This is a genomic window from Nostoc sp. JL23 (genome assembly GCF_017115065.1).
Taxonomy (GTDB): Bacteria; Cyanobacteriota; Cyanobacteriia; order Cyanobacteriales; family Nostocaceae; genus Nostoc; species Nostoc punctiforme_A.
On record NZ_JABXKN010000108.1, the window covers coordinates 15,656 to 28,294 of the forward strand.

Genomic DNA, 12,639 nt, shown 5'->3' on the forward strand with positions numbered 1-12,639 from the left:
ATATCACAATACAAAATTATTACTTCGGGGATCTAATAGGCAGAATAACCCACTACAGTTCTAACCGATGTGTCTCCGGCAATGAAGTAAAAAAAGCATCATCAAAGCCTCGCAATCTCGCGTATTAAAAAAAAGCAGATGCATGTTACTGTTTTAATCTCATTGTCTTCCCTTCGCGCCTTTCCCTATGCATCTGCACTATTTACACCCCCAACACCTTGAAGAATTAGTCAAGAGTAGTGGTATAGACTTACACTTAGTGCATCTCAATTTTAGGTCACTCCAAGGTGTAACAGCTTATGAGTACCTGTTGATTTCTGAACTACTCCCCCGCACCAATACCGGAATGGTGAGAAGTAGTTGGTTGCAGCGTTATGCTCACATCACAGAAGGTGGTTGGTGGTGTTCGGGACTAGACCATCTGAATAATTGGCAAATGATGGAATGGGGATGCTTTAAGCCAAACCAACCCCGACAAAATCACAATGGCAAGTCCATCAAGTACGAGCATCCTCCCAGCACGCCAACGCGAGTGTTTTGTTTGCGGGTAACGTTGCAAGTGTGGCAGCAAGTCGCTGGGCGTTACAATCTGGTCATGCCTGAAAATATCACCATTACTCCTGATGGCGAGGCTGGAGGCTTTTGGCAATGGGTGATGCAACAGAACATTCCCCTCATCATCTGCGAGGGTGTAAAGAAAGCAGCCACGTTGTTGACGCAAGGATATGTAGCCATTGCCATTCCCGGAATTACCAGTGGTTATCGGGTTGTGAAAGATGAATTTGGTAAAGTTACCAGTCGTCAGCTAATTCCTGATTTAGCCGCGTTTGCGATTACAAAGCGCAGCTTTTACATTTGCTTTGATTTTGAAACTCAACCCAAGACAATTACTGCTGTAAATAATGCTATTTCTCAACTTGGCTGTTTATTTCAGCAAAAAAATTGTCCTGTGAAAGTCATCGAACTTCCGGGTATAGAAAAAGGGGTTGATGAATTTATTGTTGCTAAGGGTGCAAGTAGTTTTGATAAAGTTTATCGCCAAAGTGTTGATTTAGAAATTTATCTTGCTCAAACCAAACCCCACACTGAGTTAAGTATTCCTGCGGCACTTACCTTCAACCGTCCTTATATAGGTGAAATACCTTTTCCCACTTCTGGATTAGTAGGAGTCAAATCAGCGAAAGGAACGGGGAAAACTACGGCATTGCAAGGCGTTGTTCAACAAGCAAAAAGTCGAAACCAACCAGTTTTATTAATTACTCACAGAATCCTACTTGGACGATTCTTGTGTGAAAAAATTGGTATTCAATGGGGAACACATAAAGACGATGGGGAAAAAAGGATTGATAAAACACTTACCCCCGCTCCTCCCATACTGCGCTCTCTCTTTCCTCAGCAATCCCTCGGCTTGTGTGTTGATTCAATTTGGAAACTTAACCCAGAAAATTGGCGAGGAGCAATAGTAATTTTAGATGAAGTAGAGCAATCTTTATGGCATCTGTTAAATAGTAATACTTGTAAGCACAAGCGGGTAAAAATATTAAAACTATTCCAGCAACTAATTGCAACAGTTTTAACCAGTGGAGGGTTAGTAATTGCTCAAGATGCTGATTTATCAGATGTTTCACTTGAATATTTACAAGGACTGGCAGGAATTAAATTAACACCTTGGGTAGTTCTCAATCAGTGGAAGCCTCAACAAGGTTGGGATGTGACTTTTTATGATTCACCAAATCCAACACCGCTAATTCACCAACTGGAATTGGATTTACTTGCTGGACGTAAATGTTATGTTACTACCGATAGTCGGGCTGGGCGTTATAGCTGTGAAACAATTGAACGTTATCTGAAAGAACGGCTACAAAAATTACGGCGACAATTTCCTAAAACGCTGGTGGTTAGTAGTCACACAACAAATACACCTGGTCACGCAGCGGTTGATTTTATTGCAGCGATTAATCAAAAAATATCTGAATATGATGGAGTTTTCGTTACCCCTAGCCTTGGTACAGGAATTAGTATTGATGTCCAACATTTCGATCGGGTTTATGGCATTTTTCAAGGGGTAATTCCTGACTCGGAAGCAAGACAAGCGTTAGCAAGAGTCAGGGATGATGTACCGCGTGTTGTCTGGTGTGCTAAACGAGGTATTGGTCTAATTGGTAGTGGGAGTACAAATTATCGCTTGTTATCTGATTGGTATCAAGAAAATCAAAAAGAAAACTTAGCTTTGCTGAGTCCCCTACATAAAATAGATGTGGATTTACCCTTAGTTTATGACCCGATTCATTTGCGAACTTGGGCGAAGTTATCTGCAAGGGTAAATGCTTCTATTCGCCTTTACCGACAATCGATGCAAGATGGTTTAATTGCTGATGGGCATCAAATTCAGGTGCGGAGTAATGCGGTTCACAATAATATTATTCGAGATTTACGTCTGGCATTTTTGGCAACCGATGCCGATGATTTAGCTACGCGCAAAAGGTTAATTTTAGAAATTGTTAAGGTTCAAAAAGATTGGGCACAAAGTCGTCAAAAGGCTAAAGAAATTAAACGTAAAATTAAAGATATTAAGCAGCAAAATCAACTATCAGTAGCATCTGCTGTTGCCAATGCTAAAGATATCGATTATGTGGAATATGAGCAGATGTTAGTTAAGCATTCCCTAACGGATGGAGAACGCAACCAAATTAATAAATATGTTCTTAGACAAAGATATGGTGTAGAAATTACTCCTTGGCTGAAATTACAGGATGAACAAGGATATTATAGTCAACTGTTAATTCACTATTATTTAACTCATGAAAGCGAGTATTTTCACGTTAGAGATGAGCAAGAATGGCATCAGCAATTATCTTGGGGTGAAGGAAAAGTTTTTCTCCCAGATTTAAAAACTTATACGCTAAAAGTTGAAGCTATGAGAGCTTTAGGAATGCTTCAGTTCCTCGAAGAAAAACGTGAATTTCATGAAAACGATACAGATTTGATATTGCTAAAAAATATTGCTTTTCAGCATAGTAAACATATTAAAAGAGCGCTTGGTATTAATTTAGTCGGGGAGAAAGAGCAGGTTTCGGCAATAAAAATACTCAGCCGACTGTTAAATTTGTTGGGTTTGAAGCTGAAGCGAGTAAATGAGGTTTATCAAATTGATTTAGAAACGCTATATGATGGCAGGGAGAAAATATTTGCTGTTTGGCATCAACGAGATGAGTTGATGTTGGCTCATGTTAAGAGTGTTGGTTATGAGTTGCCTGATTATTCTTCAGACTGGAAGTTTGAAATTATGCAAACGAAGTCTGAAAAGGTAGACCATAGATTATCTATGTCTACTGTCCCAGTATCCATGATATAGCAATCCTGAATTACCTTCTTCACATTACTCTGCTATCAATGGGTAGTGATAAGTCACGAAACCATTCATTCCAAGAGCCAAAATAATTTCTGGCAGAAATACCTGCCTCTTCGAGGGCTATCAATGTATTGGCAGCCCTTGAACCTTTAAAGCAGTAAATGTACACAATGGACTCTAAAGTAATACCTACAGATTGACAAATTTCTCGGATTTCATCTGGCGATCGGAAAATGCTGATGTTGTCTTACTATTAGGCATTATCGCCCTCGCTAGAGAGAGCCTTTTGTCATGCAAATCACAGAAGAATGAATGTTGAATGTTATGAGATAACTTTTGTGCCTATGTTGTTTTAAAACTGACCAAATCAATACATTCTGTTTGCGCTTTTGCTCATCGCTCCACCAATTATGTTCACAATCGGGTCTGCACGTAAATTTCGAGGCACTACAACGATGTGTGCAAAGGGATTTGGGCAATCTCATAATCCAAAAATCAACAAGCGAGTCTTAAAGGGAGTAAGCTATTGCGGCAACGCAGTCTAGAAGCTCCAATTAAAAGCATTTGTTTAGTTATGTCGCAAGAATCGGGAAAATGTTAAAGTTAAAAGCGATCGCTACGCGAAAAATGTAAATAAGATATGGCTGACCAAAAAGATAAAGCTCAAGAAAAAAACCGGCTTGAACAGCTCCAAGAAGAACAAGGCAACACGGATTCTAAACACTCAGGGGGTGCTGGTGCTTCTGGTGGTAACTCCGGTGCAGGTAAATCTGGTACATCAAAAATTTCTGCCACTGGTACACCTGATGACATCGAAAAAGTTGATCAGGAGTAAAGCTGACTCCGAGGACGAGTCAAGGTTTAACTGCATCGGTCATTAGTAACTCAACTCAACAATGGTGGATTAAATGCCTAATATCATGTCCGCTTGATTAATTATTAAACCCGAAGAAGCCCAAATAGCCAGGTGCTAACAGCGGGTTTCCCGACTTATACCCCTCCGGGGAAGCAAGCTACGCGCAGCGTCTCCCCCTGGGAGAAGCACCTCGCGGGTGGAGTGCAATGACTCTGGGAATTATAGCTAATTATACGTACATAATTATGATTATTTAGTCCACCATCGCGATCGCAACGCTTACGTCAGAAGGCGCACCCTAAACTTAAGTAATGTTTAGCAGGATTGAAACAAAAATCAATATGCACTTTCCTATAACAACAGCAAACTTTCAAATAAATGAAATCCATTCGCAAAATTGAAATAAAAAATCTTACCAACAGCCACAACAGTAGTTGGAATGATTTTCAAAACATATCGTTAAGAATCCTGATGCTTTAGGCTTGAGAATGTCAAAAGCCAAAAAATTATATGAATGCTGAAAATTTTTTTAACCAAGGATTAAACCAAAATTTGCAAGGAGATTATCAAGCAGCGATCGCAGCTTACACCCAAGCAATCAAGTTAAATCCTGACTATCCCGAAGCTTACCATAATCTAGGGCTGATTTTAAGTGGTCAACTCAAAGATTATCGCAATGCGATCGCTAACTTCAATCGCGCCATCGAAATCAATCCCAATTTTGCCACAGCCTATTACAACCGGGCTAATGCTCGTTACTTTTTAGCCGATTATGAAGGAGCGATCGCAGATCATAACGTAGCATTACAAATCGATCCTAATCTGGCGCAATCTTACCACAGCCGCGGGAATGCCTACTTTGCTTTGGAAAACTACGACAAAGCGATCGCAGATTATATCCAAACTATCGAAATGAGTACCCAATTAGCTGATAATATTAATATTGATATTGCCAACGCTTATCATAATCGCGGCGTAACTCTTTTTGAGTGCGGCGATCGTCAAGGGGCAATCGCAGATTTTCAGCAAGCTTTACAATGGCATCCCCATTTTGCCGCAGCTTATAGCAATCGCGGCAATATTCACCATATTTTAGGCAATTATCAGGAAGCGATCGCTGACCACAACCAGGCATTAGAATTAGATCCTAACTTGGCGGAAGCTTATCATAACCGAGGTAATGCTCACTACGCTTTAGCAGATTATCAAAGTGCAATCGCAGATTACAACCACGCCCTAAAAATCAATCCTAACTTTGCCGGAGCGTACTATAATCGAGGTCTGGTGCTTGCTCACCTCAAGAACTATCATGAAGCAATTGAAGACTTTAACCAAGCATTAAAGCTGAATCCTGATGATGTGCAAGCCTATTCTGAGCGGGGTTTGATTCGTAGTACTCTTGAAGACTATCAGGGTGCGATCGCAGATTATAACCAAGCATTACAAGAAAACCCGACTCTAGCTTTAGTATATGGCTTTCGGGCTAATGCTCGTCGGCGATTGGGAGATTATCAAGGTGCAATTGAAGATAGCAATCGCCTATTACAACTCAATCCTAACTTAGCAGAAGGATATTGCGATCGCGCGGCGGCTCGTCGTTCTGTAGGAGATCATAAAGGCGCAATTAAAGATTACGATCAAGCATTGCAAATTAATGATAAATTAGCCGCAGCTTATTATGGTCGGAGTATTGCTCGTGAAGCCCTGCAAGATTTACAAGGAGCAATTGATGATAACACTCAAGCGATAAAGCTTGTTCCTGATTTTTCCCAAGCGTACTGCAATCGGGGAAATGCTCGTCGTCTTTTGGGGGATGAACAAGGAGCGCTCGCAGATTATAATCAAGCATTAAAAATTAATCCTGATTTAATTGAAGCATATTACAACCGAGGTTCTACCCATTATGCTTTAGAAGCTTATGAAAGTGCGATCGCAGATTACACCCAAGCTTTGCAAATCAATCCCCAATCTGCTGCATTTTACAGCGATCGCGCCAATGCTCGCTATGCCCTAGAAGATTATCAACGCGCAATAGAAGATTACAGTCGAGCGATCGCGATCGACCCTAGCTTTGCCGAAGACTGGTACAATCGGGGCCGTAGTCGTTCCCTGTTGGGAGACTTACAAGGAGCGCTTGCAGACTTAAATCAAGCCTTACAGCGTCAGCCTAATTGGGCTTCGGCTTACATTCTTCGAGCAGATGTCTATCGCAATCTGGGAGACTCTCAAGGAGCAATTGCCGATTTCCAGAAATCCGCAGACTTATATCACCAAGAAGGGAATATCCAGTATTATCAACAAATTGTTGAGCTAATTGAACAGCTTTGAGCTTTTACCCCACCCTAACCCTCCCCTTGTAAAGGGGAGGGAACTAGATTTATTTCCCCCCTTTACAAGGGGGGATTAAGGGGGTAATTCAACTTGTGTACGGCCTGCGGGGAGGGGATTAAGGGGAGCCACCAGCGCGGTCTTGGGGGTTTCCCCCATGAGCGACTGGCGTGTGGGGTGCAATGACTGTGGGAATCGCAACTAAATTATCCAGACATGATATTATTCAAAGCGAAAGCGTTCCATAAAGCGGCGGTCAATCCAATCTTTGTAACGCCACAAGAGTTTGTGGGGTGGTAAAGTAAAAATTACTCTGGTTGCGTAGGCGTTGCCCGTCGCAGACATTGCTCGTCCATCTCCTGTACCAATTAAACTTAAATATTGTTTCTGTGGTTTATAAGATTTAAGCGGCTTGCCTAATAAAATTTGCTGCAAATTCTCAAATAAAGGTTTGCCTTGTCTAACAGCAAATACCCCAGCTTTTGGACGTGGATGATTTACCATTGTGGCAATGTCACCAGCAGCAAATATCTGTGGGTGTGTTTGAGATTGTAATGTGTCTTCTACCAAAATAAAACCTTGCTCATCAGTTCCTAGTCCAGCATTTTTTAACCATTCGGGCGCTGATGCTTGTGTTACCCAAAAAATTTTATTGCACTCTACCGTCAACCCAGATTCACATTTAATTTCAAATACTTCTTTAGTTTCCTTGTGGGTTGTAGGTGCAATTTTACACACAGTTTCCCCAAGATGTAACTTAATACCTCGCTTAGTTAAAATTTGCTGAAGTTGATGCCGTACTGATTGATGATAATTGGGCATCAGTTCATGTCCACGGTGAAATAAATGAATTTCCAGGTTTTGAATAGGTTGTTGAGTTTGATGTAAAATCTTATGTAAATAAGATTGCATTGACAGCGCTAATTCTACACCGCCAGCACCTCCACCGACGATCGCAATGCTAATTGGTTCTTGAGGATTTTTACCTACGCCTGCAACTAGTTGATGCCAATGCTCTAATAGCTGCGATACTGGTTTTGCTGCGATCGCATATTCTGCCGCACCTGATACAGACAGTATGGCCGGAGTGCTGCCAATATCAATAGACAGCACATCAAAATCTACCGCAAGTCCATTAGCACAAAGAACTTTGTTATTTTTCAAGTCAAGGGCAACTACTGTGTCAATATACAATTGTGCTTGAGCAAAGTTCGCCAAGGGTCGCAAATCAATATGACATTCACTGTGGCTGTACAATCCGGCAATATGTCCTGGTAACATCCCAGAGTAGGCTGTCTCTGATGCTGTGGTAATCAGTGTCAAATTTACTCCCGTTAACGGTTTCATGCCGAACATTTTCATAACAATAGCATGGCTGTGACCGCCACCAATTAATACCAGCTTTTTAACTATTGGTTGTATTTTTTGCTGCATTTTAATACTCGGCTTTAGTTGATAACTGATTATAAATAAATCAAAATTATCATGATGATAGTTAGTTGTCAGTGAAGACTAAACACTAGTGAATACAACTGATGATTGGGAATGGAAAGAGTATGTATGATTATATTTACTTACTCAACAGTTCTACTTTTTGTTTTGTTAGTTAAATTAGGATTTCCAATGTTAACTATATATGAAACAATAGCAGACGCAAATAAATCCTTCAAGAAGAAGCGACTGTTTAAATTTATTTTCATTAATTATTAGTCCTCGTCATCCTATGAAAAATATTTTATCAAAAACATTTCTGCGGATACCTCTTTTACAGAGAGAAATTAAACAAACTCAGCATCAGTTGCTAAGACGACGCTTAAGAATAGCAAGCGAACAGCTTGAAAATAACACTAGAGAAATTAGTTTAGCTGTAATTAATGATTTAGAGCAAATTGCCCATAGTCATCCACAGTACCACTGGATAATCATAGAGATTCTTACTACTTTTGTACGAAAAAATGCTCCTTTTCTGCCCCAGGAGAAAGTAACAAGCAAGCTGTCAACAAAAATTCGTATAGATATTCAAGCCGCCCTGACTGTTATCGCCAGAAGAGATGCAAATAAAGACCCAGCAAATGAGCAACTTGATTTGAGTTTCACAGATATGAGAGGAGCAAACTTGAAAGGGGCAAATCTACAACAGACAAATCTTTATCAAGCTAATCTAGCTGGGGCCAATCTCTATCAAGCTAATCTAGCGGGGGCAATACTTAGCGCAGCTAACCTAGAAGGAGCTAATTTATATTTAGCGAACTTAGAAGGAGCAATCCTCAGTGCAGCCAACCTAGAGAAAGCTAACCTTTCTGGAGCTAACCTGCATCGCGCCAGTTTATATCTAGCTAGCTTGCATGGGGCAATTCTCAATAACGCCATACTTGATGGCGCAAACCTCAGAGAAACCAAATTCTCTGAGTAATATCATATCCGCTTGATTGTTTATTCAACCCGAAAAACTCCACCCCAGCAAAACCACACTTTGTCTCTCCTAGTAAAGCACGGCGCAAGAGCTTGGAATACAATTCTTTTGACTTTTGACTTTTGACTTTCGCTTTGCGGTACTACCCTTATTAAAGGGATGGGATTAAGGGGTAAAGTGCAAGTAAATGACAATTTTTTCCCTACTCTCCTACTGTCAGTGTAATTTATAATTCTTGTAGCGCAAGCGTTTATTGATATCGTGATGTAAAAGTATATTCGATATAATTCCTTAATTCAATGAGTGTTTTGACACCTATTATAATTTTCTGCTAAATGCTATACTATTTTTCCGCAACATCTAAGTAATAATTCTAGGTTGTAAGGAAAATTTTTACCATGTCTTCTAAAAAGACAGACGTTCTTTTGAATTGGTTGATAACTTTAACAGCTATATTTGGCTGCTCGTTGACTGTAATTTTCTTCGCCTTGTCCAATATTAAAGAGTTGTCAATTCAAGAAAAAATCCAGTATAGAAACCAAGCTTTAACAACTACTGCAATAGTTTTTCTTGCATCGGCAGCAATGTTTAATACTTATTATGCAGCAAGGCGTGCCCAAGCGATGCAGAAGAGTGCGATCGCATCTGAGAAAAACTTAGAAATTGGCCTGCAAAATGCCAAACTCAATCAAGACAGATTGATTGCGGAGCGCTTTATGGGCGCAATTGCCCAGCTTGGACATGAAAAGGTTGAAACCCGGACAGGCGCAATTTACGCTCTAGAAAGGGTAGCTCAGGATTTTCCTCAAGAACACTGGACAATTATGGAAATTCTCACTGCCTTTGTGCGAGAGAATGCACCCATCCAGCACGTAAAAGGGGAGCAACAAAACTCGGAATATCAAGGAGCAGTTTACTCAAGTCGGCGTAGAGGTGGGTCGCGTTCGACACCGCAGGTAGAGCCAAATCTCCATGAAGAATTCCCAAAAATACGCACCGATATTCAAGCAGCCCTGACTGTTATTGGTAGGCGTAATTTACTCGAAGACCCAAAAGATCAGAAACTTGATTTACGTAATACCGACATTAGACAAGCCGACCTGCTAAAAACTAACTTGCAACAAGCAGACCTGCGTGGGGCTGACTTGAGTGGGGCTGACCTGCGTGGGGCTGACTTGAGTGGATGTGACCTTAGTGGCGCTAAACTCATTAGGTCTATTCTCTATGAAACCAAATTACTCAAAGCTAGTTTATATGGAGCTAACCTTTGTTGGGCTAACCTGAATCGTACTAACCTCTCTGGAGCCAACCTGCGTTCAGCCAACCTCTCTGGTGCAAGTCTGCGTGCAGCTAATTTACAGGGGGCGAACCTTTATAAGGTTAACTTGCAACAAGCGACCTTAAAAATGGCTAACCTCTCTGGAGCAAAGTTGTTTTTAGCTAATTTGCAAGGAGCAAAATTGGGTAAAGCCAACCTGCGCCAAACGGGTTTGATTGGTGCTAATCTCTGTGGGGCTAACTTAAATGGAGCTAACCTTTCTGGAGCTAATTTGAATGCAGCCAAACTTCACCAAACAGAAGTATATTTTGCCAACCTTTCGGAAGCCAGCTTAACGGAAGCTGACCTGTATCAGGCTAATCTGATTGGAGCAAACCTCTATAGGGCAACCTTTTATCAAGCTAACCTAACTCAGGCAAACCTCATGGGAGCTAACTTTTCAGAAGCTAATCTCAGTGATGTCAAACTGGAAGGGACTATTTTGACAGGAGCGAAAAACTTAGAGTTGCAGCAGATTAGAGAGGCACTTGGCGATCGCACCACTCGCCTACCTGATTATATCGAAGCACCGGCACATTGGCGGCAATTGGGTTAAGTTATCACAGCATCATTAGTTATTTGGGCGTATTCTACCGTTTTCACTTAGTGCTATAGTTTTTCCAAAAATTCTCCGTAACAATTCTGGAGATGAACAAAATGAAACCTATGTCTGATAACAAGACAGACACACCGAGAAATTTGTTTATAGTTCTAATTTTATTTATTAGCAAGCTACGCATAGCGTATCGTAGAAGCATATTGATTCTGACTCCTGTTAGCGCAGCGGGGCGTAGCCCATTCTGACTTCTGAATTCTTCTTCAATCATTTAACGAAAAACAAGAAATAGATGAGAGTACTACCGCCCTCTAAAGGTTGTAGGAGAATATAGAAGAGAACAATCTTGCCTACAGTATTAATAAATTTTGAGGGAAAAACCATGCAATCAGCTTTACGTATCACAACCAAGGTTTTACCCGGAAACAAAATAGAAATTGAAATTCCAGAAGCTGAAATAGGCGATAGCGTTGATGTATTTGTGATTTTACCAGAAAAAACTGAACCCAAACATCGTTCTGTACTGGACATTATAGAAGAAAGCCGTAGGAGACACCCTTCTAGATCTGCTGAGGATATAGACAGACAACTACAAGAAGAACGCTTATCATGGGACAGCTAATACTTCCAACAAGCGGCTCTATTTATATAGATACTTCGGTGGCTATTTATACTATTGAAGGCAACCCTGATTATTACTCTATTCTGCAACAACTCTGGTCTAAGTTTTATACAGGAGACATTCAAATCATCAACAGTGAACTAATATTAATGGAGGTTTTAGTTGTTCCATTGCGTAATATGCTATTCATGCTACAACAGCTTTATCTGTTAATTCTAACCAATTTATTACTAACGATAAAGGCTTTCGTAATGTTCCTGGTTTACCTGTTGTTATCCTCAGTGAATTTTTAGCATCTTGAACAATGCCTACCCACGATAGAACTCACAATCGCAATTAAAAATTAGTAGATCAAATTAAACTCATCCTTAGAAGTTGTTTGAAAAGTGGTTGGCTGTGATTTTAGGAACTTATTGATCCCCCCTAACCCCCATTAAAAAGGGGGGAACTGGAATTAAAGTCCCCCAATTTATCGGGGAATTTAGGGGGATCTAAAACTTTTTGTTACCGAGAAGAGGACTTTTAAAACATCCTCCTACCGGAAAATCTTCAACTACCCGAACATTAGAAAGCTCAAGTTTCACCCTTAGATACTGAAACTTGAACCTCTGAGCATCATCGTTGAATCTTTTAGCTTCACCGTTGAACCTCTGAGCATCATCGTTGAACCTTTTAGCTTCACCGTCGAACCTTTTAGCTTCACCGTCGAACCTCTGAGCATCATCGTTGAACCTTTTAGCTTCATCGTTGAACCTCTGAGCATCACCGTTGAACCTTTTAGCTTCACTGTCGAACCTCTGAGCATCATCGTCGAACCTTTTAGCTTCATCGCCGAAGCTTTGAACTCAAACGGTTCACTTCGAGACGGAAACAGAGAAAATATTTCCCAAGTAAGAGACAATGAATAAGACATCTGTCCTACGCTAATTATCCTATCGGGATAAAATACAGAGATGTCTGTAACAAAACGGCTAAAAATTTTAGATTTAATTCGGGCACTTCGTCAGCAAATCAATCTTTCTCAAAAACAGTTTGCTGCTAAAGTAGGAGTTTCCTGCAAAACAGTCAACCGTTGGCAGAAAGGTCATACAGTCCCTTCATACATAGCGCTAAAACTAGTAGAAGAAACGTTACCGAAAATGGGTGAACCCGGCAAAAGACTGCTAAATCAGTATTTTCCAGAAGCAAAGTAGG

General features: G+C 40.6%; 9 protein-coding genes and 1 pseudogene. 7 read left to right on the plus strand and 3 right to left on the minus strand.

All coding sequences use genetic code 11. The features are described from left to right. The first annotated feature begins 187 nt into the window (after nucleotides 1–187). Nucleotides 188–3,355: a plasmid replication protein, CyRepA1 family gene (locus tag HWQ42_RS21645; RefSeq protein WP_292816014.1), complete on the plus strand. Its 3,168-nt coding sequence runs from the start codon at nucleotides 188–190 to the stop codon at nucleotides 3,353–3,355. A 19-nt stretch (nucleotides 3,356–3,374) separates the two neighbouring features. Here the strand turns inward: HWQ42_RS21645 and HWQ42_RS21650 are convergent. Further along, nucleotides 3,375–3,607 (minus strand): annotated as a pseudogene (locus HWQ42_RS21650) (sulfurtransferase); the annotation flags it as partial. 385 nt (nucleotides 3,608–3,992) lie between these two features. Here HWQ42_RS21650 and HWQ42_RS21655 point away from each other — a divergent pair. Both HWQ42_RS21655 and HWQ42_RS21660 read left to right on the plus strand, forming a co-directional pair. Continuing rightward, on the plus strand, nucleotides 3,993–4,187 hold the full coding sequence (locus HWQ42_RS21655) for a hypothetical protein (RefSeq protein WP_094350397.1): 195 nt from the start codon (nucleotides 3,993–3,995) through the stop codon (nucleotides 4,185–4,187). A gap of 531 nt (nucleotides 4,188–4,718) precedes the next feature. Next, nucleotides 4,719–6,536, plus strand: a complete 1,818-nt coding sequence (locus tag HWQ42_RS21660; RefSeq protein ID WP_292816016.1) for a tetratricopeptide repeat protein — start codon at nucleotides 4,719–4,721, stop codon at nucleotides 6,534–6,536. A gap of 222 nt (nucleotides 6,537–6,758) precedes the next feature. Here the strand turns inward: HWQ42_RS21660 and HWQ42_RS21665 are convergent, their stop codons facing one another. Next, entirely contained in the window at nucleotides 6,759–7,970 is a 1,212-nt protein-coding gene (locus HWQ42_RS21665; RefSeq protein ID WP_292816018.1) for an FAD-dependent oxidoreductase, read from the minus strand. 289 nt (nucleotides 7,971–8,259) lie between these two features. On the opposite strand from HWQ42_RS21665, the gene HWQ42_RS21670 reads away from it, so the two are divergent. From HWQ42_RS21670 to HWQ42_RS21680, 3 genes are all read left to right on the plus strand, one after another. Next, nucleotides 8,260–8,949: a pentapeptide repeat-containing protein gene (locus HWQ42_RS21670; protein WP_292816020.1), complete on the plus strand. Its 690-nt coding sequence runs from the start codon at nucleotides 8,260–8,262 to the stop codon at nucleotides 8,947–8,949. 398 nt (nucleotides 8,950–9,347) lie between these two features. Then, nucleotides 9,348–10,823 carry a pentapeptide repeat-containing protein gene (locus tag HWQ42_RS21675; RefSeq protein ID WP_292816022.1) on the plus strand — a complete coding sequence of 492 codons (1,476 nt, stop codon included), beginning with the start codon at nucleotides 9,348–9,350 and terminating at the stop codon, nucleotides 10,821–10,823. 346 nt (nucleotides 10,824–11,169) lie between these two features. Next, the gene (locus tag HWQ42_RS21680) at nucleotides 11,170–11,445 is read left to right on the plus strand and encodes a hypothetical protein (RefSeq protein ID WP_292816024.1); all 276 of its coding nucleotides are present in this window, start codon (nucleotides 11,170–11,172) and stop codon (nucleotides 11,443–11,445) included. Nucleotides 11,446–12,031: 586 nt separating this feature from the next. On the opposite strand, the gene HWQ42_RS21685 is transcribed toward HWQ42_RS21680, so the two are convergent. Continuing rightward, nucleotides 12,032–12,358, minus strand: coding sequence for a hypothetical protein (locus HWQ42_RS21685; protein ID WP_292816026.1), 327 nt, complete (start codon nucleotides 12,356–12,358; stop codon nucleotides 12,032–12,034). Nucleotides 12,359–12,398: 40 nt separating this feature from the next. On the opposite strand from HWQ42_RS21685, the gene HWQ42_RS21690 reads away from it, so the two are divergent. After that, a complete protein-coding gene (locus HWQ42_RS21690) occupies nucleotides 12,399–12,638 on the plus strand; it encodes a DNA-binding transcriptional regulator (protein WP_292816027.1) in 240 nt (79 codons plus the stop codon). Nucleotide 12,639: the final 1 nt, after the last annotated feature.